The 21,631-nt window shown below is 43.2% G+C and carries 19 protein-coding genes, 4 tRNA genes and 2 pseudogenes; 17 read left to right on the forward strand and 8 right to left on the reverse strand.

What is annotated here, in order from left to right:
* Positions 1 to 669, reverse strand: a 669-nt coding sequence (locus tag D5281_RS20825; RefSeq protein WP_160561946.1) for an IS256 family transposase, incomplete at its 3' end; no start/stop codon positions are given.
* Between the two features lie 125 nt (positions 670 to 794).
* Between D5281_RS20825 and D5281_RS27265 the strand changes: the two are divergent.
* Positions 795 to 1,067 (forward strand): annotated as a pseudogene (locus D5281_RS27265) (class I SAM-dependent methyltransferase); the annotation flags it as partial.
* A 27-nt stretch (positions 1,068 to 1,094) separates the two neighbouring features.
* Entirely contained in the window at positions 1,095 to 1,274 is a 180-nt protein-coding gene (locus tag D5281_RS27270; RefSeq protein WP_277935511.1) for a type III restriction endonuclease subunit R, read from the forward strand.
* A gap of 101 nt (positions 1,275 to 1,375) precedes the next feature.
* Here the strand turns inward: D5281_RS27270 and D5281_RS20835 are convergent, their stop codons facing one another.
* Positions 1,376 to 3,358 (reverse strand): LysM peptidoglycan-binding domain-containing protein, encoded by a 1,983-nt coding sequence (locus tag D5281_RS20835; protein ID WP_160561947.1) that lies wholly within the window; start codon positions 3,356 to 3,358, stop codon positions 1,376 to 1,378.
* A 640-nt stretch (positions 3,359 to 3,998) separates the two neighbouring features.
* Here D5281_RS20835 and D5281_RS20840 point away from each other — a divergent pair.
* The 9 genes and pseudogenes from D5281_RS20840 (at position 3,999) to D5281_RS20880 (ending at position 8,596) form a co-directional block, all read left to right on the forward strand.
* Positions 3,999 to 4,340, forward strand: a complete 342-nt coding sequence (locus D5281_RS20840) for a hypothetical protein (RefSeq protein ID WP_160561948.1) — start codon at positions 3,999 to 4,001, stop codon at positions 4,338 to 4,340.
* A 135-nt stretch (positions 4,341 to 4,475) separates the two neighbouring features.
* Positions 4,476 to 4,832: pseudogene (locus tag D5281_RS20845) on the forward strand (TIGR04076 family protein).
* A gap of 153 nt (positions 4,833 to 4,985) precedes the next feature.
* A tRNA-Arg gene (locus D5281_RS20850) sits at positions 4,986 to 5,059 on the forward strand.
* Positions 5,060 to 5,132: 73 nt separating this feature from the next.
* A tRNA-His gene (locus D5281_RS20855) sits at positions 5,133 to 5,206 on the forward strand.
* A 59-nt stretch (positions 5,207 to 5,265) separates the two neighbouring features.
* Positions 5,266 to 5,337 (forward strand) — tRNA-Gln (locus tag D5281_RS20860).
* A gap of 10 nt (positions 5,338 to 5,347) precedes the next feature.
* A tRNA-Lys gene (locus D5281_RS20865) sits at positions 5,348 to 5,420 on the forward strand.
* A gap of 147 nt (positions 5,421 to 5,567) precedes the next feature.
* A complete protein-coding gene (locus D5281_RS20870) occupies positions 5,568 to 6,215 on the forward strand; it encodes a GDSL-type esterase/lipase family protein (RefSeq protein ID WP_160561949.1) in 648 nt (215 codons plus the stop codon).
* A 112-nt stretch (positions 6,216 to 6,327) separates the two neighbouring features.
* Entirely contained in the window at positions 6,328 to 7,689 is a 1,362-nt protein-coding gene (locus tag D5281_RS20875; RefSeq protein WP_160561963.1) for an MATE family efflux transporter, read from the forward strand.
* Entirely contained in the window at positions 7,676 to 8,596 is a 921-nt protein-coding gene (locus D5281_RS20880; protein ID WP_160561950.1) for an ArsR/SmtB family transcription factor, read from the forward strand. Before D5281_RS20875 ends, D5281_RS20880 begins: the two co-directional genes overlap by 14 nt.
* A gap of 117 nt (positions 8,597 to 8,713) precedes the next feature.
* Here the strand turns inward: D5281_RS20880 and arfA are convergent, their stop codons facing one another.
* From arfA to D5281_RS20895, 3 genes are all read right to left on the reverse strand, one after another.
* On the reverse strand, positions 8,714 to 10,222 hold the full coding sequence (arfA, locus tag D5281_RS20885) for an arabinosylfuranosidase ArfA (protein ID WP_160561951.1): 1,509 nt from the start codon (positions 10,220 to 10,222) through the stop codon (positions 8,714 to 8,716).
* Between the two features lie 245 nt (positions 10,223 to 10,467).
* Positions 10,468 to 10,725, reverse strand: a complete 258-nt coding sequence (locus tag D5281_RS20890) for a DUF6171 family protein (RefSeq protein WP_160561952.1) — start codon at positions 10,723 to 10,725, stop codon at positions 10,468 to 10,470.
* A gap of 68 nt (positions 10,726 to 10,793) precedes the next feature.
* The gene (locus tag D5281_RS20895) at positions 10,794 to 12,317 is read right to left on the reverse strand and encodes an alpha-N-arabinofuranosidase (protein WP_160561953.1); all 1,524 of its coding nucleotides are present in this window, start codon (positions 12,315 to 12,317) and stop codon (positions 10,794 to 10,796) included.
* Positions 12,318 to 12,938: 621 nt separating this feature from the next.
* Here D5281_RS20895 and D5281_RS20900 point away from each other — a divergent pair.
* The 4 genes from D5281_RS20900 (at position 12,939) to D5281_RS20915 (ending at position 16,293) form a co-directional block, all read left to right on the forward strand.
* Complete coding sequence (locus D5281_RS20900; protein WP_160561954.1) at positions 12,939 to 14,045, forward strand: DUF362 domain-containing protein; 1,107 nt, start codon at positions 12,939 to 12,941, stop codon at positions 14,043 to 14,045.
* Positions 14,046 to 14,417: 372 nt separating this feature from the next.
* Positions 14,418 to 15,407 (forward strand): aldo/keto reductase, encoded by a 990-nt coding sequence (locus tag D5281_RS20905; protein WP_160561955.1) that lies wholly within the window; start codon positions 14,418 to 14,420, stop codon positions 15,405 to 15,407.
* 227 nt (positions 15,408 to 15,634) lie between these two features.
* Positions 15,635 to 15,892: an AbrB/MazE/SpoVT family DNA-binding domain-containing protein gene (locus tag D5281_RS20910; RefSeq protein WP_160561956.1), complete on the forward strand. Its 258-nt coding sequence runs from the start codon at positions 15,635 to 15,637 to the stop codon at positions 15,890 to 15,892.
* 2 nt (positions 15,893 to 15,894) lie between these two features.
* Positions 15,895 to 16,293 carry a putative toxin-antitoxin system toxin component, PIN family gene (locus tag D5281_RS20915; RefSeq protein ID WP_160561957.1) on the forward strand — a complete coding sequence of 133 codons (399 nt, stop codon included), beginning with the start codon at positions 15,895 to 15,897 and terminating at the stop codon, positions 16,291 to 16,293.
* 282 nt (positions 16,294 to 16,575) lie between these two features.
* Here the strand turns inward: D5281_RS20915 and D5281_RS20920 are convergent, their stop codons facing one another.
* Positions 16,576 to 17,553, reverse strand: a complete 978-nt coding sequence (locus D5281_RS20920; protein ID WP_160561958.1) for a nucleoside hydrolase — start codon at positions 17,551 to 17,553, stop codon at positions 16,576 to 16,578.
* A 432-nt stretch (positions 17,554 to 17,985) separates the two neighbouring features.
* On the opposite strand from D5281_RS20920, the gene D5281_RS20925 reads away from it, so the two are divergent.
* Together D5281_RS20925 and D5281_RS20930 are read left to right on the forward strand one after the other, a co-directional pair.
* Positions 17,986 to 19,062, forward strand: coding sequence for an ATP-binding cassette domain-containing protein (locus D5281_RS20925; RefSeq protein ID WP_160561959.1), 1,077 nt, complete (start codon positions 17,986 to 17,988; stop codon positions 19,060 to 19,062).
* Entirely contained in the window at positions 19,052 to 20,377 is a 1,326-nt protein-coding gene (locus D5281_RS20930) for an FtsX-like permease family protein (protein ID WP_160561960.1), read from the forward strand. The genes D5281_RS20925 and D5281_RS20930 overlap by 11 nt, the downstream gene beginning before the upstream one ends.
* A gap of 155 nt (positions 20,378 to 20,532) precedes the next feature.
* On the opposite strand, the gene D5281_RS20935 is transcribed toward D5281_RS20930, so the two are convergent.
* Positions 20,533 to 20,979 (reverse strand): hypothetical protein, encoded by a 447-nt coding sequence (locus D5281_RS20935; RefSeq protein ID WP_160561961.1) that lies wholly within the window; start codon positions 20,977 to 20,979, stop codon positions 20,533 to 20,535.
* On the reverse strand, positions 20,979 to 21,443 hold the full coding sequence (locus tag D5281_RS20940) for a hypothetical protein (RefSeq protein WP_160561962.1): 465 nt from the start codon (positions 21,441 to 21,443) through the stop codon (positions 20,979 to 20,981). The genes D5281_RS20935 and D5281_RS20940 overlap by 1 nt, the downstream gene beginning before the upstream one ends.
* Positions 21,444 to 21,631: the final 188 nt, after the last annotated feature.

Raw genomic sequence — 21,631 nt, forward strand, 5'->3', positions numbered from 1 at the left:
GCGGTTTTTCAGGTCATTTAACATCCCCAGCCAGAACTTGCTGGTCTCATTTGCTCCTACGGTAATACTGAGGATCTCTTTATACCCCTCGGTGGTAATGCCCAGCACTACATATGCTGCCCGGCTGAGGATACGGCCATCTTCCCGTACCTTATAATGGATACAGTCCATAAACACAAAAGGATAGATGGGGGATAGGGGACGGGACTGCCATTCTTTGACCAGGGGAAGTATCCTGTCTGTAATCTTGCTGACTATTTCTGCCGATAGCTCAATGCCGTAAAGATCCTGCATCTGGTCATGGATATCCCGGGTACTCATTCCACGGGCGTAGAGGGATATGACTTTCTCCTCAATACCGGAGATATCACGCTGGTATTTGGGGATAAGTTTTGGCTCAAACTCACCATTGCGGTCTCTGGGCACATCCACCTGGAATTCCCCATACTGGCTTTTGAGGGGCTTAGGTGAATGACCATTGCGTTTATTATCGGTGGCAAGATTCCCCTTCTGGTTCTTTTCATATCCCAGGGAAGCATCCAGTTCTGCCTCCATGAGTTCCTGCAGGATATCTTTAAAGCTTTCTTTAAGAAGGGTATAGACATCCGCAACGCTGGTGATGTTGTTCTCTGAAATAATCTGTCGAATCTGCTCTTTAGCTACTGCCATAAAAATTCTCCTTTTCGATAAGAATTGTCATATCTACATTCTTACCAAAAAGGAGCCAATTTTTTCCAAAGACACAAACTATTTTACACTAGCCAAAAGAATGTGATAGATCATCCCAAATTCACATTTTAGATGCAGGGTGTGGCAGTGGACGGGATGCGAAGGCCTTTTTAAGAGCCGGATATCAAGTAACTGCATTGGATGCTTCAAGAGAAATATGTAAAGAAGCAGAGAAGCTAATAAAACAAGAAGTTATTTGCATAAGTTTCGAGGAATTGCAGTTCCAGCAGGAATTTGACGGAATATGGGCATGTGCATCTCTTTTGCATGTTTCATATGAAGAAATAAGCGGAGTGCTCAAACGTCTTTGGACTGCCTTGAAAAAGGACGGAATACTTTATGCTTCTTTTAAATATGGGAGGGGTATGAGAGTTGATAAGGGCAGAATGTTTTATGATTATGAGGAAACCGCAATAAAAAATCTCATGGTAGATAATTGTTTTTTGTTAGAGGATATTTTTGTGACGCAGGATGTTTGTAAAAGCAGAGAAAAAGAACAATGGGTTAATGTACTGGCAAAGAAAAGAGAAAGTGAAAGCTTCTGATCCTCAAAATTGCTAAAGTAAGCGCCAGATTTGACGCTTACTTTAACAGTTTCTTATGAACCGAGACTTTAATGATAAACTTACTACTGATAAGCTTACGTTCAATCATTGGGAATGAGCAGCACCTGGCCAATATTCAGAATGTCACTGCTTAAATTGTTTAAGCTTTTTATTTTGCTGACCGTTGTGCCAAATCTTTGCGCTAATTGCCACAGTGTATCTCCAGAGCGGACAGTATACTCAAAATATGGGGCGGGTGCTGTTCCTGCAGAGGGTATTTTGAGTATTTGCCCAATGTTTAGATTGCTGCTGGAGAGGCCATTCAAATTTTTGATTGCATCAACTGTTGTATGATATCGCTGTGCCAGCAGCCAAAGGGTATCCCCTGAGCGGACAACATATTCAAAATATGATCCGCCCGGGGATTCCGTTGTCGGAATCTTCAGTACCTGCCCGATGCTGAGATTATCGCTGGAAAGGCCATTTAAATTTTTGATTGCATCAACTGTTGTATGATATCGCTGTGCCAGCAGCCAAAGGGTATCCCCCGAGCGGACAATGTAATCGATAGTCCCTGTATCAGGGCTGGGCGGAATGATATCACCCACTCCCAGATAAGTTTGATACAGCGCCTGCCATGTAAGCGGCCCAACTATGCCGTCTGGCTTAAGCCCAGCCGCACTTTGGAACGCTGCAACTGCCTGCTGTGTTTCTATTCCGAAATCTCCGTCTTGGGCCGGAGCTGGAATTGCAGAATTAAATTCAGCTGCCACATTCAAAAGATACTGCAGCGTAATGACATCCTGCCCTGACGAACCAAGGCGAAGAACCGAGGATGGTGGAATAGTTCCAATTCCGAGGTTAGTCCCCTCGCTATCCAATTCGGCAAGTCTGGTTACAGCGGTATATAAGTAGGAAAGTTTATTCCAGGTGGCCTTTCCGACTATACCATCGGGTGTCAGATTGAAAATACTTTGAAATTTGGTAACCGCCGCTTTAGTGCTCTGCCCGAACACGCCTGCTTTATCCGTAATCACAGGGATTGCAGGGTAATTGCATCGAATCCTTTCCAAATAAGTTTGAATCGTCTGTACGTCAAGCCCTATGCTCCCTGTTTTAAGCGCGGTTCCGGGATAGGAGGATAGAACTCCGGTAATAATATTCGTCTCTGCAATCTCCACATCCTTTGGGTAATAGGAACGCAGTATCTGCAGGGGGGTGAGCCCCTGATTTGCCAATGTAACCGTCCCCCATTGGGATAGACCGGCGCAGGTAACGGTAGTTCCGTTGCAAAAGGATGTAAAATAAGGTGCAATTTGCCCCTGTCTGCGTACAAATTCATTAAAAATTTCATCCACGATCAGACTGATGGATTCATAAATATTCCGCCCATATATAAAATATTGATCATAAGCAGTATTATTTGTTATATCAAAGCTGTAACCGCGGCTCCTGTACCACTCGGTGTAAATCCGATTCAGTGCAAAAGTGATAATTGCGTAAATATTTGCCCGCAGGGACGCATCCGGCCATGTGGGGTAAATTTCACTGCTGGCAACATTTTTTACATAATTGGGGAAGGACACCTGGACATTGGTGGCAGCTGCGCCTGGACTGCCCAGATGTACTGTGATCGGATTCGGAATAACCACCTGACGGAGTACCTGAGGTTCTGTATCGGGTATTGTCTGATATCGATTGCCCGTCATGGAAACGGCGGGCGCGCCAATATGAATCTCTGTCACTGTCGGGATGCGCTGCATTCTCCGCATTGGAATAAATTCAATTGGCTGAATGGCTGTTTCACCGTCCAGAATCGGAATGCCGATAATATGAACCGAATTAAAACCATCCGCAAACGCAAGTACATTATAACTGATAAAAGGTGTTCCGTGAAAATCCGGATTAAGCGACAGGGCCCGCTCCAGAGTTTCCAGGGAAATCCTCTCCGTTTCTCCACTTTCATCCGTTGTTAAATGATAAACACGCTTCTCCTGATCATCCATAATCCAGATCTGGGCACCATCAAGCGGAAGTGCATCGTGGGCCGTTCGTGCCTGTATAGTCAAATAACCGATAGCCATAACGATAAATCTCCTTCAAGTCACTTTGGAAACTGTTCCTGAGACAAGCAGGATTTGCTGTACAATTCCCTATATCATATAAATTATGAAGAACAACCGATTATTGTTCCTTTATGCCATCGTAATTGTCAAAGAACCGTATGCTGCATCTATAGACCTTAATAGGACTTAGTAGGAAAAACAAAGTCCTTGGGCGAAAATGATTACGATTTGCAGCCTTTGTGCATTCCTGGCCTGGGCAAAGTAGTCAAATGGTGCTGAGAGGTAACAGTTCGGCGTAAGGCTGAACTGTTACGCTGAGAGTAATAGATAATATGTAAAGCATTGACTCTAAAGAATATATGCTTTATAATATACTTTGCAATACAAGGCATATGAAGAAAAATCATGAACAAAAAATGTAATAAGCAAATGAAAAAGATGCCTTGGATATGCTTATCCTAAGATGTTCGTTGTACTTAAAAGTTCCTTATTTTATCATATTAGAAATCAGGTAAAGACAAAATTTCTGATGATTCGGGAGAACGAAAGCTGCTCGGCGCAGTGTATATAGTAGAATTAAAACAGGACAACAGATATTTCTCAATAGAGGAAATTAAGCAGTAGCGTAAGTAAGCTTTCGATATGAAGGAGGAGGAATATGACTGCTGAAATAGTAATTTCGTCAGTAATATTGCTGATTAGCGTAGCGCCGCTTATCATAATAGGCATTGTCCAGTATAGAAGCAAAGAGCCGGTTGGCTTCTGGTCCGGAAAGAAACCGCCCCAAAAAGAACAGATTACAGATGTAAAAGCTTATAATCGAAAGCATGGCATCATGTGGATTTTATTAGGAGTGGGGGTTATTCTTTGCTTCGTATGCGGACTTGCTTTTGGAGAATTAATGGCAGGATATTTGTGCATGGTTGAAGTGGCAGGCGGCATACTTGCAATGATTGCTTATCATAAAAAGCTAGAGCGCATGTACGATAAAAAGGAGTAAGACAAGTATTGTTCAAAGAAAAATGTATTGTAATAGGTTGCTATGAACGGTTTTAGGCCGTGGATATTAGTATGTGATTTCCTATTTGAAAGATAAAAGAGGGAAGATGGTGAGAGTTTGAAGGAGGGTACTGATTTGAAAAAATGGTATGAGGAAGAATATGAATGGAAGATTGAAGTGATAGGATTTAATTAGGATAATGAGGAAACAGAAAGATTTTGCCGGAACGGGGAGGAGATAGGGGATACATATACCTGCACTTATGGCTGTCCGGTTAATTCGCAGGGACAGGGAATTTGTTCTAAGGTAATGATGATGATGTACCCTATTATGGAGGCTGTTAGAAGCGGAGGAGATTTGGAAAATGTAGGTGGGGATAGTAAATACAGTAAAGTTATCATGTGTCCGGACGGCTGTGTTCTGTTTAGGCTTACGGCAAAACTGCTGGAAAACGAGAATTTTTTCAAGGGTAAATTTTTTGAAATGTCGTAGAATAGTAACGAATCGTTACACATAATATCGCACAAATGAAAAATAACGTAAGAATGAAAAATAGTATTGACATAAGGAATTTCATATGTTAACATCATTTAGGTACGAAGAATACCTTGTTTTTTGTATGTGTAACATGTGATTTATGATTATGTGTCCATAGCTCAGCTGGATAGAGCAACGGCCTTCTAAGCCGTGGGTCGGGGGTTCGAATCCCTTTGGGCACGTTTGATGTATGATTACATATCATCATCTTGATCAAAGAGCTGGCTCGCGAAGTGTGACAGAGTTGATTGTATGGTGGGTATGGCGCAGTTGGTTAGCGCGCCAGATTGTGGCTCTGGAGGCCGAGGGTTCGAGTCCCTCTATCCACCTTTTGCCAAGGCTTGTCGGCTGACAGGCTATCGTCTGAAAGATGAGCTTGGTGTTTTAATGGGCTATCGCCAAGCGGTAAGGCACAGGACTTTGACTCCTGCATTCGCTGGTTCGAATCCAGCTAGCCCAGCTTTATATAGGGGCCACTAGCTCAGGTGGTAGAGCACTTGACTTTTAATCAAGTTGTCCCGGGTTCGAGTCCCGGGTGGCTCATGACGGAGGTAACTGGAATCTACTTGTAAAGGGAAGATTCCAGTTATTTTTGTTACAATAAGCCGACTGGCAGGATACAGAAGCGTTTGTTAGCATAAGGTTAAGCTCACGAAAGCGTAGAGTGCGTAAATATGGGGAGGTATGAATATGGATTTTAAGGATATGATAAGCCGGGACCAGCAGGAAAAATTAGAGAGATACCGGATACTGAATCAAAATATAAAAAAGGGCCGGATTCTTTTTACAGGATCTTCTTTGATGGAGCAGTTTCCGATTAATGAGCTTTTGATGACCAACGGTATGAACCAGATTATTTACAACCGTGGAATCGGAGGATTCACCACAAGTGATATGCTGCAGTATATGGAAGAAATGGTTTTTGGCACGGAGCCGTCCAGGATTTTCATAAATATTGGAACCAATGATATAGGAAGTCCGGATTATAAATTAGAGGCTTTGCTTCAGAATTATGAGAAAATTATTTCTCTGATTAAGGAAAGACTCCCGGAGTCGGAAATTTATATGATAGCGTATTATCCGGTCAATGAAACGGACAAGCTTTCAGACGATGAATGGAGCAAAACAGCCTTTGTCACAAGGACAAATGAAAATATTACGATTGCCAATGGGGCTGTGGAAAAGCTGGCAGCGAAAATGGGGTGTCACTTTATCAATGTGAATCAGGGACTGACGGATGAATATGGAAAGCTCAAAAGGGAGTTTACAATTGAAGGAATCCATATGTATGCAAATGGATATCAGGTGGTGCTTGATAATCTGAAAAGATATCTGTAAGGCTTTGCTGCCTGTGGCTAGGATGAGAATTTTATGAATAGACGAAGGAAAGGATAGAAATAATTTGGGTAAAGCAATTTTGAGTGAAACAAAACCAAAGCAGGAAAACAAGATGGGAGTTATGCCGGTAAATAAACTGTTGATTTCCATGTCACTGCCTATGATGGCTTCTATGCTGGTACAGGCGCTTTATAATGTGGTGGATAGTATTTTCGTTTCAAGGATTGATGAAAATGCTCTGACGGCGGTATCCCTGGCATTTCCGCTTCAATCGCTGATGATTGCCCTGGGTACGGGAACAGGTGTTGGTATTAATGCACTGCTGTCTAAATCCCTGGGGGAAAAGGATTATGAAAAAGCAAATAAAACGGCTGTCAATGGTGTTTTTCTGGCAGCAGTAAGCTTTGTCATATTTTTCCTGATAGGAATTTTTGTGACAGATCCATTTTACATAAGTCAGACGGATGACGGTCAGATTGTGTTCTACGGACGGCAATATTTGACAATTGTATGTTGCTGCTCCTTTGGAATATATACACAGTTTATTTTTGAGAGGCTGCTGCAGTCCACGGGGAAGACCTTTTATACTATGATTATTCAGGGAACGGGAGCAATCATTAATCTTATTTTGGATCCTATTTTGATTTTTGGATTTTTTGGACTTCCGAAAATGGGAGTGGCAGGCGCCGCTGTTGCAACTGTGACAGGGCAGATTGTGGCGGGAATAATTGCTTTTGTTTTTAATCAAAAGAAGAATACGGAAATTGAACTGCATTTTAACGGCTTTAGGCCGGATTTTGCTATTATAAAGCAGATTTATCAGGTGGGAATCCCTTCTATTATTATGCAGGCGATTGGGTCGGTTATGACGTATGGTATGAACCAGATTCTGCTGGCATTCACTTCAACGGCGGCAGCGGTGTTCGGAGTATACTTTAAGCTTCAGAGTTTTATCTTTATGCCGATTTTCGGATTGAATAATGGTATGGTTCCTATCGTAGCTTATAATTATGGCGCTGGCAAAAAGGAAAGGCTGATTAAGACGGTTAAGCTGAGTATTCTGTATGCAATGTGTCTGATGATAATTGGATTTTTGGTATTTCAGATTTTCCCTGCACAGCTCTTTCGTCTGTTTGATGCTTCGGAGACAATGTTAGTTATAGGTATCCCGGCGCTGCGCACGATTAGCTACAGCTTTCTGCTAGCTGGCTTTTGTATTATTTGCGGTACCATGTTCCAGGCCCTTGGAAATGGTGTGTACAGCATGGTTGTATCCATTGCCAGACAGCTGGTGGTGCTGTTGCCGGTGGCTTACTTTTTATCCCTTACAGGAGACGTGGCGTATGTTTGGTGGGCATTTCCGATCGCAGAGCTGATGTCGCTTGGAGTTTCCGTATTTTTTGTGGCGCGTATCTATAATAAGGTGATAAAACATATTGGGGAAAACAGGGGAGAATCTTATGCTGCACATTAAATCTTTAGAGGAAGGGCTTGATATTTTTAAGGCGTTGGGCTCGGAGGTACGGATTGAGATTATAAAGATACTTTCAGAGAGCCAGGGCATGAATATGAATGAGCTTGCAGCTAGGCTGAATATTACCAATGGCGCGCTCACCGGACATATCAAGAAGTTGGAGGACAGCGGGCTGATTACGGTGTCCAATGAATCCGCAGGGCATGGTAACCAGAAGAAGTGCTCTGTGTGTCTTGATAAAATTTTGATAGAAATGGGTTCTCAGGAGGAGATAAAAAATATATACCAGACGGACTTAAAGGTTGGGCACTTTTCGGATTATGAGGTGTATCCTACCTGTGGTCTGGCATCCGGCAGTGCGATGATTGGTCAGGTAGATGATGTCCGTTATTTTTCCCATCCGGACAGATACAGTGCGGATATATTGTGGTTTACCAGGGGCTATGTGGAGTATGTTATTCCTAATTTTATTCCTTCGGCACAAAAGATTGACCAAATCATGGTATCGCTGGAAATAAGCTCTGAGGCCCCCGGTGTAAACAATGTATGGCCTTCTGATATATCCTTTATCTTAAATGACAGGAAGATTGCCACATGGACAAGTCCGGGAGACTTTGGGGATGTGAGCGGAATTTTTACGCCAAACTGGTGGTATCCGAACTGGAATCAATATGGTCTTTTAAAAAACCTTGTGATAAATGAAAAGGGGACGTTTATTGATGGGCTGCAGGTGTCAGATGTGTCTATCACGGAGTTTCATTTGGATTACAAGAGCGCCATAAAATTAAAATTGGCAGTGGAAGATGATGCAGAACATGTAGGGGGACTGACGATATTCGGCAGAAATTTTGGAAATTATAATCAGGACATTTCGGTTCATATAAGATATAGCCCCATTGGGGAATAAAAAGCAACAGCTGTCACAAGATCCGGATTTACGGGATGCAGGCTTGCAGAAGATGTTGAAAAGTTTTGCAGGCGCATATTTGTGACAGCTGTCTTATTGGAAAGATAATTTTTGGTACTATTTGCCAAGCCGGATTACATTCCAGGAGCATTTGGACAGATTCGCTGTAAAGACGCCGTCTTCAAGCTTGTATTCTGTCTTATTGTAGGGAGCAACCTTCTCGCCGGCTATGGAATTAACCACCTTCATGTCATCATTCTCAAGGGCCAGATATTCCAGTACGCGGTATCCTTCAAAGCATCTTACGTCCGCCTGGAAAAGGGCGTCTTCTTTGACGCTGCGGTTTACTGCGAAAATCGTTACTTCCTCTTTTTCCTCGTTGTAAACGGCAACAGATTCCACATCGGTAACATCCTCATGATTTTTGCTGTCATGCCTGGTGGAGTTGACTACACTTCGCAGAGCAACGCCGCGTCCATATTTTGAAGCATGGAGGAAAGGATAGTAGATGGTTTGCTTCCATGCGCCGCCGTCATTTTCTGTCATGATAGGGGCAATCACGTTTACAAGCTGGGCCAAACATGCCATTTTAAGGCGGTCGGCGTGCTGCAGGAAAGTAATCAAAATCAGTCCCACGAGGATTGCGTCTTCAAAGTCATAAATGTCCTCTAATAAATGGGGCGCAATCTGCCAAGGGCGGTTTTTCATTTCCTTATTGTCGTCCTCTGTTGCATGGAACCATACGTTCCACTCGTCAAAGCTTAAATTTAAGGTCTTTTTGCTACGTTTTTTAGCCTTAACATAATCACAGGTAGCAATTACGGTATGGATAAAGCGTTCCAAATCCTGGGTTTTTGCAAAAAAGTCCTCCGTATCGTTTTCTGCATTTCCGTAATAGTTGTGCAGGGAAATGTAGTCTACGTAATCATAAGTTTCTTCCAGAGAAACGGCCTCCCATTCCGGGAAGGTGGGCATGTCCACATTAGAGCTGCCGCAGGAAACCAATTCAATGGAATCATCCATAAGCTTCATGGCCTTAGCCGTTTCGGCGGCAAGTCTGCCATATTCGTAAGCCGTCTTATGTCCTACCTGCCAGGGGCCGTCCATCTCATTGCCCAGGCACCATGTTTTGATATTGTAAGGCTCCTTTGCGCCGTGCTGTTTTCTCAAATTGCTGTAATAGCTGTTGGTATCCAGATTGCAATATTCCAACAGATTCAGGGCATCCGATACGCCTCTTGTGCCAAGGTTGATTGCCATCATAATCTGGGAACCGGCCTTCTTGGACCATTGTGCAAATTCACCTAAGCCAAATTGGTTGGTTTCCAGGGTACGCCATGCCAGGTCTAAACGGGGCTTTCTTTCCACCTTAGGTCCTACGCTGTCCTCCCAAAAGAAACCGGATACGAAATTCCCGCCGGGATAGCGGATAATCGGAACATTCAGCTCCTTTACAAGCTCTAACACATCCCTGCGGAAACCATCTTCGTCCGCTGCGGGGTGTCCCGGCTGATAGATACCGTTATAGACTGCCCGCCCGAGATGCTCTATAAAAGAACCATACACGCGGTTGTCCACTTGGGCAATTTTAAAATCTTTGTCTACAATCATTCTTGCTTTTGCCATAATTCCCTCCATGTTTAAAAAAGTGTTGACTTTTGTACATTTATTTTAGTATAGAGATATAATTGTGTCAATACAAAATAATAAATTAATTTAGTATTATCTAAAATAATAGTTGCTTTACACCGTTAGCCAGAGGACGTTTGGAAAACCTATGAAAAATAACAAATAATAGCGCCTTTCCTGTTTTGGCAGGGCACATTACAAGTTGAAGACGATAAAGGAATAGAATAAACTTATGCAAGTGTTTACCATTTTTGATAAGGACAATTATTTTTTTTCATGACCGCCCGCAGCTCCACAAAGCACCCGCAGCCCCGGCACATACCGTCCCAAAGAAGTTCGCATTGTTTGCACAAGGAGAGCCGCCATTCATAAAGCGGCTGATCAACCTTTAAATCTTCATCCAAATTTGCTATGTAGGAATGGAGATTTTCAAAATAGGCGGACCGGTCCATATCTCTTGTCAGACATTTGCGGCAGATACGTTTGGTTTCAACCTCCATAAAATCCTCCATTCTTAAGGGCGAAGCTTAGAGCGCGCATTCGGCGGAAATGAAATTCCAAACACGGCCTAGGTCTGCGTTTCTTTTATACGGAAACTGATTACGCTACATGCGGGGGCGGTAAAGAAAATGCTGCCATCTTTAACTTCATAAGCAGTAAAGGGGACCTCTTTAACGTTTTCAGGAGAATCGAAGGTGTTGTATGCCTGCATATCTCCTGTCAAAATGGCTGCGGTGACATGGGTGGGCATAAGCTGGGCAAAGGAAATCTCCACCGGTGCATCTTCCGTGACGGATAGATTGTTTAAGGTAATATTGAGGGTTCCGTCCGTTGCCATGGATACAGATTCGTCAAGGAAGGGAACCTGATATTCTTCCTCCATGCCAATGGTTTTATTTCCGTCTATATAGCTGTCCAGCAGCTCTGCGTCCTGATGATGCCGGTACATGTGGAACACGTGATAGGTGGGGGTGAGAAGCATTTTAGGCCCCTCTGTGAGGATGACGGACTGCAGCACGTTCACCATCTGGGCAATACATGCCATCTTCACGCGGTCACAGTGTTTGTTAAAAATATTTAAGGATATGCCCGCAACAAGGGCATCGCGCATGGTGTTTTGCTGGTATAAAAATCCAGGATTGGTGCCGGGCTCTACGTTAAACCAGCAGCCCCATTCATCCACAATCATGCCGATTTTCTTTTCAGGATCGTACTGGTCCATAATAGCGCTGTGACGTAAAATCAGTTCTTCTATGTATTTTGCCTTTGCCAGTGTTTTGTACCATACTTTATCATCAAAATCCGTGGCGCTGCCTTTGATCTGCCATCCTTCGGGGTGGACATAATAGTGAAGGGAAAGGCCGTCTAGCAGCTGTCCGTTGTCAGGGTTTGGCTTAGGGTCTTTAAAACAGGTCTCCAATACGCCCTTGGTCCAGAAGTAATCGGCTACGTTAGCCCCACAGCAGATTTTTTGAATAGGGTGGGCAGGGTCATACTGCCTGACATAAGTTTGGTATCTTCTGTATAAATTTCCGTAATATTCCGGCGTCATGTTGCCGCCGCAGCCCCAATTTTCATTACCTACTCCAAAGTAGTCAAGCCGCCAGGGCGTTTCGCGGCCGTTTTGCCGGCGCTCGTCAGCCATGGGAGATACACCGTTAAACGTAATGTATTCGACCCATTCGCTCATTTCCTGTACGGTACCGCTTCCTACGTTGCCGTTTACGTAAGTTTTGCAGCCCAGCTGCTCACAAAGTTCAAAAAATTCATGAGTGCCGAAGCTGTTGTCCTCAATAACCCCGCCCCAGTGGGTATTGATCATGCGCTTACGGCTTTCTTTTGGCCCGATACCGTCCTTCCAGTGGTATTCATCTGCGAAACAGCCGCCAGGCCAGCGCAGTACGGGAATTTTCATTTCTTTTAAGGCGTCCACCACGTCCTTGCGCATGCCGTTTACATTGGGAATATCAGAATGCTCTCCCACATAAAGGCCTTCATAAATACATCTTCCAAGATGCTCGGCGAAATGCCCGTAAATTTCAGCGTTGATGTGGCCTTTTTTCCTTTTTTCGTTGATCAGTAGTTTTGCCATAACCATCCTCCATGTTGTTAACGCACCGCCAATTTGGGCGTTAATACAAAATTGACTGTGAAAATTTTAGAAAATCAGTTCTGTTCCACAGCAGTTGCCTTTTCTTTAAAGTGTGTAAGGACTTAATTGTAATGTTACTATAGCAAAATTAAAAGGCATGTTCAATTATTTTATATATATTATTAAAATATTTTAGAGAAAAATGCAAATGTGTGACATATGTGTTTAGGCCTGTTCTAATTTCGTCATTTATGATAAACTGATAAATAAAAGTAAAGGGTTGGCAGAGCCGGGCAATAGAGTATGACCGCAGGGTAAAGAAAAGGTAATGGCAAAGGACAAAAAACAAACAACGGTCAGTACGCTTTGCGAACTGCTCGTTGCTGACAAAGGCTGCTACACTTTGCGAGTCAGTTTATTCCCGTGAGTAAAGAGCCAAGTAGACGTGCTTATTATAGATGCGGAGCATCTCATAGATATTTGGCGACTGCCGCGAGGGTCAATACCCCGCTGCTTAGCAGCGTGTGCTTAGCAGCGTGTGCTTAGTAGCACTGCAAGTTTGATGCCCCGTTGCTTGCAGTGGGGTTATTGACTGTAATGAAAAGAAAGGATGTATTGTTTATGGAAAAAGCAAAAGTATACTATGCGGATATGAGGACTTCCTTCAATGAGAATCTTCCTCAAAAGCTGGAGAGGCTGATGGAGAGGGCAGGGATTGGCAAGATTGATTTTCAAAATAAGTATGTTGCCATTAAAATTCATTTTGGGGAACCGGGAAATCTGGCTTATTTGAGGCCCAATTATGCCGCGGTTGTGGCAAAGACAGTTAAAAAGCTGGGCGGGAAACCATTTTTGACAGACTGTAATACGCTTTATGTGGGTGGCAGGAAAAATGCATTGGATCATTTAGACGCTGCCTATCAAAACGGATTTTCCCCTTTTGCCACGGACTGCCATGTGCTGATTGCAGACGGCTTGAAAGGGACTGATGAGGCGCTTGTGCCGGTGGAAGGCGGGGAGTATGTAAAAGAAGCTAAAATTGGACAGGCGATTATGGATGCGGATATTATTATTTCGCTGAATCATTTTAAAGGACATGAGGCAACCGGCTTTGGAGGCGCCCTGAAAAATCTGGGAATGGGCTGCGGCTCCCGGGCAGGTAAGATGGAAATGCACAGCGCCGGAAAGCCCTATGTGGATACGGAGCAGTGCATTGGATGTGGCCGTTGTATAAAAATATGCGCCCATGACGCGCCTTCTATCAGGGACAAAAAAGCGTCTATCGACCATGAAAAATGCGTGGGCTGCGGGCGGTGTATAGGGGTCTGTCCGGCTGATGCGGTACAGCCTGCCGGGGATGAGAGCAATGATATCCTGAATAGGAAAATTGCCGAGTACAGTAAAGCCGTTATACAGGGAAGACCCAATTTCCACATTAACCTGGTTATAGATGTTTCCCCTAACTGCGACTGTCATGCGGAGAATGATATTCCGATTGTACCGGATGTGGGAATGTTTGCTTCTTTTGACCCGGTCGCCCTTGATCTTGCCTGTGCAGATGCCGTAAATAAACAGCCTGTTATTGCAAACAGCCAGTTGGACCGTATGCCGCACACTCATGGAGACCATTTTTGTGACAGCGCCCCTTCCACAAATTGGAAGACAGGAATTGAGCATGGGGTTAAGATTGGCATTGGAACAACGGATTACGAATTGATTCAGATTTAAGAGAGTAAAAGCTAGTCATGCAAAGAGTATAAAAATATTAAGCTGCAAACATGCTCTGATGGAATGCCTTTTTGGATGAGAGCGCTTCCTGCTGCTTTACAGAGTGTGTCTTGCAGTGAGTATTTTGTAATGTGTGCTCAGTTACGGGAGCCTGGCTTGCCAGGAGATTATACTTGATGGTATAAACCATATTCCAAAAAGAGACTTCCGTCTGCCATATACTAATTTTATAATGGAATGAAAGAGAAGAAGCGGAGGATATGCGAAGTATTCATTTTCTACACGAATTTATGCTTGTGAGACTGATGCGCCAAAAGGCTTCCGCTTCGCCATTGATAATTCGCAGATTGAGAAGGGAGCATGATTATTAAGATGGAAAAAAGAAAACTTGGAAAAAGCGAACTGTATGTCAACCCTGTGGGCCTGGGGTGTATGGGATTCAGCCATGCATCCGGCGACCCTACGGAAAAGGGCGTTGCTGTAAAAATGCTCAGAGAAGCGTTTGAAATAGGATATGATTTTTTTGACACGGCAGAGGCTTATATCGGTGTGCGTCCGGATGGAACCATTTCTTATAATGAGGAGCTTGTAGGTGAGGCTGTAAAGGGGATTCGGGACAAGGTGGTAATTGCTACAAAAATGGGTGTAGGACATAACCCGGACCGGTCCTTGAGACTTGACAGCAGTCCGGAAACCATAAGAAAAAGTGTGGAAGGAAGCCTGAAAAAACTGGGGACAGATTATATTGATTTATATTACCAGCATCGGATTGACCCTAAGGTGGAGCCGGAAGTGGTGGCGGAAACCATGGGGGAGCTGATGAAGGAAGGGAAAATCCGTTATTGGGGCATATCGGAAGTGACGGAAGAATATCTACAAAGATCCAATGCCGTTTGCCCGGTTACGGCGATTGAAAACAGATATTCCATGATGGCCAGATGGCATGAAACTATTTTTCCTGTATGTGAGGAGCTTAACATAGCTTATGTTGCTTTCTCCCCGATGGCCAACGGGTTCCTTACAGGGAAGTATACCCCTGCCACCCAATTCGAGGGCAGCCAGGACTACCGGGCATCCATGCCGCAATATACCGAAGAAGGCTACGCAAAGGCAAAAGAACTTTTGGATATGTTAAATAAAATGGCAGCGGAGAAAAACGCAACCATGGGGCAGTTGTCTCTTGCATGGATGATAAACAAGAAACCATATATTGTGCCGATTCCGGGGTCGCGCAAGATAGAGCGCCTGAGAGAAAATTTTGAAGCCGGTAATATTTTCCTTGCAAAAGATGAGATTGCTATGATTGACTCCAAGCTGGATACAATGAACTTTGCGGTTTTTGGCGGGCACAGCGGTAAGTAGTGATTAGCAGCTAGGAGTTAGAACTACCTTAACTGCAAGAATATGATAAAGATATGCAAAATCTATATGCCAGAGACCAAGGGGCAAGGAATTTTTAATCTATTGAAAAAATTCGCATTTCCCTTACAATTTCCATGTGAGTCGTTTTACTTTGGGCTTTGAAAGGGATATAATAAAGGGGAACCTGAATTTTTCTTTAGATTTCAAGAATAGAAAGGGTGGTTTTTATGAATTTAGCGAAAATTTCTGCGAATGGACAGATTACTGTGCCAATGGAAATTCGCCGTTTGCTTGGTCTGAAATCCGGTGACAAGATTTTGTTTTACCAAAAGCAGGATGGGGAGATTGTTTTGAGCAACGCCTCTGCACAGGCAATCCGCAAAGCCCAGTCTGCTTTTTCAGGAGCAGCCGAAACTATGGGGATTTCCGATGAAGATGATGTGCAGACTCTTGTAGATGAAGTACGCTACGGAAAAGGACAGTAAATATGTGGATATTGGTCGATACAAACATTCTTTTTTCCGCATTAGTATTTCCACAGTCAAAACCGGCAAAGACCATGTTTTATGTAGCTGAGCACTATGAGATGGTTCTATGTGATCGTAATATTATGGAGCTGCGGGATATCCTGCAACGGAAGGCGCCTGATTTCCTGCCGGATGCGGAAGTCCTACTGGCAGAAATGTCTTATGAGCTGATTCCAGCGGTAGACCATGCGGAAAAATTGATACGCAACGCAAAGGATCAGCCAATTCTAAATGCTGCCATTGTATCTGGTGTGGATATTATACTTACTGGCGACAAAGACTTTTTGAGCCTTGAAATGGAACACCCCAAATGTATGACTGCTACACAGTTTTTAGAAAGTGAAGGCGTGGACGAATGAGTCTCATATTTTTTACAGCAAAGTAACCGGAGGTTTGATTTCAAATCACCGGTTTTTGTAATAAGCCAGGACCAGGCCGAGGAAAACGGTTTTTCCAAGTGATTTCATATATGATACCGAGGGTTATTTCGGCCCTTGGACTCAGGCGGACTTCTGATGGCCGGATTTGGTGACAGTTTAGCCGAAGGCCGTACTTTATCCCTGCGGGCAACGAGCCAAGCGGCTGTTTAAAGCCAGCCGCTGGTCGGCTTAGGCATTTGGCGAATGCTGCGGGATTTTTGACTATTTTGCTAATTTTGTAAATAAATCCTCAAATAAGGGATCCCGGTTTATTCCATAAACATATTTGATAAAATGCCTTGTTTTATCAAAAGCCCATTTATCATCATATTCCGGTATGGGACTGGGCTCTAAGCGTTCTAGCATAAAGCGGGGATCCAATAACCAGGCTACCGCGGTTACATCCCAAATGGTGCGGCTCCAGCATTTTCCCTGTCCCACCAATTCCGCTTCGCTTACCGTATTTTCAAGCAGATAATCACACAGGGCATTTTTGCCTTTAAGCCAATAAGTTAGTTCCGGCCCGGTGGTGGCAAAGGCAGAGACAACACCCATGCAGGGGAGCTGCACAAGTGGAACGCCGCAGCCAAATACGATTCTTGCGGCGGCAACATCTTGATAGAGATTGAACTCCCGGTTGTCATGCCAGTCAAGGGAATTTCCCCCAAGCCAAATGACCACGATTTTGTTTATGATGGATGGCTGAAGCAAAATAGCCGAGGCGATATTGGTAATGGCGCCGATAGCCACCACATAAAGAGGAGCGCTCTCATCTCTTTCCATTGCCCGCTGTACAAGATCCCGGGCAGCAGGAGAAATTACGGGCTCTTTTTCGTTTGGCAGATAAGCCCCGGAACCTTTATAAGTAATTTTTTCAAATTCTTTGCGCCCCATAAGATTCAGAACCTTTAAAATTTCCTGATAGCTTTTTTCCATTCCGTCCTGGGGGCTTTCGGAATGGTGATTGTAAAAGGGGGCCGCATAGATGGCCTGAAGATTTAATTTTTCATCCGATTTAATTAAATATGCTAAAGCAAACTGGTCATCAATTTCATTATATGTATCCGTATCCAGAATAACATCCGCCGTGCCCTTAGGCTTTTCTAAGCGTGCTATCAGTCTTGTATAATCCACCTGTTTTTTCTTTGGTTTTACCCCAATAATTTCGTCCCAATCCTGTATGGCTTGTTTTTGGCTCATAAAATCCTCCATTCTTTCCGGTAACCCTGCAAATTAACTTTAAAAGTTCTTAAGCGGTATTTTGCGGCTTTAGAACTCTTTCCCATAGTTACATTTATAGTATATTACAGGCTGAAACTTGTCAATTATGCAGTTATTGGTTACTTTTCACAGGCTAGTCAATAAACAGCTTGGAAAAACGTCACGCATTTATGCGTGTGCGCTTAGGTGAGGTCCTTTCGAACCTGGTGTCTGCTACGTTTTTACAGAGCGAAAGCGTGGTGACGCTTAAATATTTAATTTTCCAAACGTCCTCTGGCCAACGTGTGAAAAGTAATATGGGTTTTAACACGCCAACCCATAAAACAGAGTTTTTTCGCAACTCTACCGCTGGTAGGTGTTTATTTTATTCGGTCATTGTATAATAAAATGTGAAAGTGAGGGATTTGAAATATGGATCAAAAGAAAATCGGCAGCTTTATTGCCGCCCGCAGAAAAGAAAATGGCTTGACCCAAAGTCAATTAGCTGAAAAGTTAGGAATTACGGATAAAGCAATCTCGAAATGGGAAACAGGAAAATCTATGCCTGACCTGTCTTTGCTTTGCCCGCTTTGCGATTTACTTCAAATTACTTTGAATGAGCTGCTTTTAGGTGAATTTATATCAGATGAAAATTTGAAAGAGAAATCCAATCAAGTGTTGTTTGAGGTGGTCACAAGCTGGCTGGGAAAAGACCAATGGAAAAGAAAGACAGAAGGTCACATTCCGGCTGTCTTGAAATTAAGGCATGTTGGAAAGAGATACGAAAACGGCAGCACCTCAACCGTAGCCGTCCATGACGTCAGCTTTGATATTGCAAAGGGAAGTTTTGTTGGCATCATGGGTGCATCAGGTTCGGGAAAAACAACATTGCTCAATATGGTTGCCACCATAGATAAAGCGACTGGCGGACAAATAGAAATTGATGGGCAGGACATTTCGGAGTTGTCTGAAAACGATTTGGCATCTTTCCGCAGGGAGCATTTGGGCTTTGTTTTTCAGGAATACAATTTATTAGATACTTTGACCGTTTATGAAAATATCGCGTTGGCACTGACGATTAAGCGGATACCAAAAGAGCATGTAAAAAGAACTATCACTGATTTAGCTGAAAAACTGAATATATCGGAGATTTTATATAAGTTCCCTTATGAAATCTCAGGAGGACAGCGACAACGGTGCGCCTGTGTAAGAGCGATCGCAACGAATCCAAGTCTTATTCTCGCGGACGAACCTACCGGAGCATTGGACAGCCGCTGTGCAAAACAGCTGTTGGATACTTTTGTTATGCTCTCCCAAGAATACGGATCTACTGTTTTAATGGTTACACATGATGCCTTATCTGCCAGCTATTGTGATAAAATTCTGTTCATGCAGGATGGTGAAATCAAAACTTCTCTGGAACGGGAACAAGAAGGGAAACACGAGTTTTTTACCAGAATTTTAGACACTATGGCAAAAATAGCAGGAGGTGTTCATTATGTATCTTAAACTATCTATCCGCAATGCGAGACGCTCTTTGTTTGATTATATCCTGTATATTCTTTCAATGGTTGTGCTTATTTCCATTAGTTGTTTTTTAAATGATATTGCAAATTGGGGGGATATGCAGCCGGGTTTCCAAACAATGGGGTTACCGTTACTAATTGCGTTGATTATGGTGGTAATGACGGACTATATCAATGCATTTATTGTAAGGCAAAGGGCGAAAGAATTTGCTACTTATATGTTGCTAGGAATGGAAAAAGGCAGACTGGCAGCAGTGTTTGTGTGCGAATTGATTATAGTGGGCATGATGTGCTTTCTTTTGGGTACGGCCATAGGCACAGGGATATTTTTTGCATACTGCCGTGTGCTGCTGCGAGGAGCGGAAAACCCGTCCATATCCGGAATTGCTCTAAAGGGCGTTTTACAGACGCTTGCTTATTTTTGCTGTGTAGAAGCTTCGTCAATTTTTTTTCTGAAAGGGAAAATATATAAATTACAAATTGTGCGGCTTATGCGCGAAAAGGAGCGTAACCAGCCGCTTAGAGAAAACAAAAAGTCTTTTTGGGGCTGGGCATTGCTTATTAGTTTTTTTGGCTATTTCGTATTATTATCCGGTATTTCCTCGATGCCGGACAGGACAGTGTTCGTTTCTGTTTCAGTTATTTCGATTCCAATGTTACTATGTTTTTTTTCGTTTTATAAATGGTTATATGCTTTTATTGCATCTATTCGATTGTCTCAAAAGGACATCTTATATCAAGGCAACCTGCTATACCAGATTGCTGAAATGACAATGGGGACAAAAACAGGTGCAAACGTAAACACAGTCTTTTGCATCTGTCTGCTCTTTTCAGCGGGAGCATTTGTGTTTGGAGCATTCTTGCTCAATCCGCATATGCAAATTTTTGCACAAACAGCGCAGCAATGGATGGGGCTTTTGCAAATCAGTATCTGCGTTGTTTTCATGGTTATCTATTTCTGCATCCTTTCCTTGCTGCAAATGATTGATTTAAAAAGGGAGGCAAGAAACATACGGCTATTGTTTCATATGGGGAAAAATCGGTCCGGACTTAAATGGCTGCTCTGCGTACAGACGCTTATAAAACTGTTTCTGCCAACATTTATGTCATTTATTATGCTTTTGTCGGCAACACCTTTTGTCAATCGCAGGCTGAATCTTATACTGCCCGTTTCTATGCATAATTTTGCGTTCAAAGCGGTCAGTGGCTTTGCAATTTGCTTTTTCAGCCTATATGCATGTTACTTCTGCGTGATATACATGACAACGAGACGATATATTATGCGCAGCATAAATTAATGAATGGCAAAAGGTAAGACTTCAACCCAGGACTTTGCATTTGCTGCAAAGTCCGTGAAAACATATTCCATGAAAACACATTCTGGTAGAATGGGGAAATTTGACCGAGAGGAAATCAATCCCTCGCCGCAGGCGATTTGGAATGGGCGGGTTTACTACATATTGTTTGCCATATTGTCCCATTCCTCTAACAGATGGCGGAAAGGCTCATAAGCAAACATGTAGATCCCCTTTATGTAGACAGCCCCTCGGACCTGCAAAAAGTCTGTAATGTCTACCTGTTTTTTATCGCACCGGGAACATCTGTAAAGCTCGATTCGACAGGCGCGCTGCCCCGTAGGAATCTGCCGGTTTTCCATAATTGGCCTCATATGAGTACGCAGATAGTTTTCCGCATCCCCATATTTGTCGCCAAAATAAACCGGAATAAGGAATAAATACGAATGATTAGAAGCTTTTGGGGCAGCCGCTTTACAATACATACAGGTTGCCTCTCCTTTTTGACCGCGAATGATTTCACGGATAAACAAAAATCCAAAAAGCAATACAATGCCTATTACCGCCGCGAGAATAAGATAAGGGAGATAATGAAACAGGTCCATTACGAAATTCTCCCTTCCGCCTGGCTTTTTGCCGCATTGAGGAGTTCAACAAAGGCATCCGCCTTGGACACAGCTTCGGCCCCTATACCGGATTTGGTGCTGACTATTTTGTTTGTAAGTAAGGTCATCATTGTAATTTTCTTTCCATCCAGGTAAAAGAAGAAACGAACACCTGTCATTGCGGATGCAACCGTCTTGGCGTTGGCAATGCGGGAGGCATTGAAAACCTGAATTTTAAGAGGATTGTAGGCTGAAATAAAACCAATCATTCCATTTTCTACATCAATGTATAAGATACCGCCTCTGCTCTTAAAAGAACTGTTGAAATTATAGGGCAAATCATCAATTCTTTTTGCTGTGCGCTTTACAAAAAGCGAGGTAAGGCTGCCATAACTAATCAGCAGAATCAGAATAAAGCATGCGATTCCTATAAGGACTAAACTAAAAAGGCAGGAGTAAATCAAATTGAAATTCTCCATTATTAAAACACAAGATGATGGAAAGCAAAAAGGGAAGAAGGACTCCCAGCCCTAACACCAGCAACACAAAAAAACTTCCAACTCTTTCAAATTTTTCACTTTCATTTTTATAATCCGCCTTTCTGCGAAAGGCACCAATGCGTCATGAAACATTGGCTGACTTTCGCTTTTCT

Origin of the sequence: Parablautia muri, assembly GCF_009917485.1 — a bacterium.
Lineage (GTDB): Bacteria > Bacillota > Clostridia > Lachnospirales > Lachnospiraceae > Suilimivivens > Suilimivivens muri.